This is a genomic window from Methylibium sp. T29-B, assembly GCF_000576225.1.
Taxonomy (GTDB): domain Bacteria; phylum Pseudomonadota; class Gammaproteobacteria; order Burkholderiales; family Burkholderiaceae_C; genus Methylibium; species Methylibium petroleiphilum.
The window spans coordinates 1-1,324 of sequence record NZ_AZSN01000350.1 but is presented as its reverse complement, the minus strand read 5'-3'; the positions used below and the strand labels follow the sequence as shown (position 1 = coordinate 1,324).

2 protein-coding genes are annotated in these 1,324 nt (G+C 73.9%); both read left to right on the top strand.

Features of this window, described 5'->3' with window-relative positions; all coding sequences use genetic code 11:
- The coding region (locus tag Y694_RS21840) for a pseudouridine synthase (RefSeq protein WP_231497842.1) at window positions 1-895 on the top strand (895 nt) is incomplete at its 5' end.
- Window positions 892-1,324: isopentenyl transferase family protein (locus tag Y694_RS21835; RefSeq protein ID WP_036236709.1), on the top strand; the 433-nt coding region annotated here is incomplete at its 3' end. The genes Y694_RS21840 and Y694_RS21835, both read left to right, overlap by 4 nt.

Genomic DNA, 1,324 nt, shown 5'->3' with positions numbered 1-1,324 from the left:
GCCGAGCTCAGACCGCCGCCCACCGCGCACAAACGACAGCGGTGCGCAGCGCCCCTCGGCCCGGCCCTCGCAGCGCCCACCGCCCCGCCCTGCCCAGGCCCGCACCACCGGCGGCGCCCCGACCGAGGAGCTCAACCCGCGCCTCTCCAAGCGCATGAGCGAACTCGGCCTCGCCTCGCGGCGTGAGGCCGACGAGTGGATCGAGCAAGGCTACGTGCGCGTCGACGGCGAGGTGGTCGACCAGCTCGGCGCCCGCGTGCGGCCCGAGCAGCAGATCACCATCGACCCGCAGGCCAGGCTGGAGCAGGCGCAGCGCGTGACCATCCTGCTGCACAAGCCGCTCGGCTACGTGAGCGGCCAGGCCGAGGACGGCCACGCGCCGGCCTTCACGCTGGTCACCGCCGCCAACCGCTGGGCGAACGACGGCAGCAAGCAGCGCTTCAACGCCAGCCAGCTCAAGCACCTGGTGCCGGCCGGCCGCCTGGACCTCGACTCCACCGGCCTGCTGGTGCTGACCCAGGACGGCCGCGTCGCCAAGCTGCTGATCGGCGAGGACAGCCCGGTCGAGAAGGAGTACGTGGTGCGCGTGCAGTGGACCGCGCGGCCCGAGCTCACCGACCTGAAGGAGCACTTCCCGCCCGAGGCCCTGGCGCGGCTGCGCCACGGGCTCACGCTCGACGGCGAGAAGCTCAAGCCCGCCAAGGTGTCGTGGCAGAACGAGCAGCACCTGCGCTTCGTGCTGCGCGAGGGCAAGAAGCGCCAGATCCGCCGCATGTGCGAGCTGGTCGGCCTGAAGGTCGAGTCGCTCAAGCGCATCCGCATCGGCCGCGTCGGCCTGGGCGAGCTGCCGCCGGGGCAGTGGCGCTACCTCGGGCCGTTCGAGACCTTCCTGTGAACGCGGCCTCGCCCGCCGCCGCCGCCGCCGGGCTGGACACGCTGTGCCTGGCCGGGCCCACCGCCTCTGGCAAGACCGCGGCCGCGCTGGCGCTCGCGCAGGTGCTGCCGGTCGAGGTGGTCAGCGTCGACTCGGCGCTGGTCTACCGCGGCATGGACATCGGCACCGCCAAGCCCAGCGCCGCCGAGCGCGCGCTCGTGCCGCACCACCTGATCGACCTGATCGAACCCTGCGCCGCGTACTCGGCTGCGCAGTTCGTGGCCGACGCGCGACGTGCGATGGCGGAGATCCGCGCCCGCGGCCGGCTGCCGCTGCTGGTGGGCGGCACGATGCTGTACTTCAAGGCGCTGTTCGACGGCATCGACGCGCTGCCGCCGGCCGACCCGGCCCTTCGCGCCGCGCTCGACGCCGAGGCGCGCACGCGCGGCT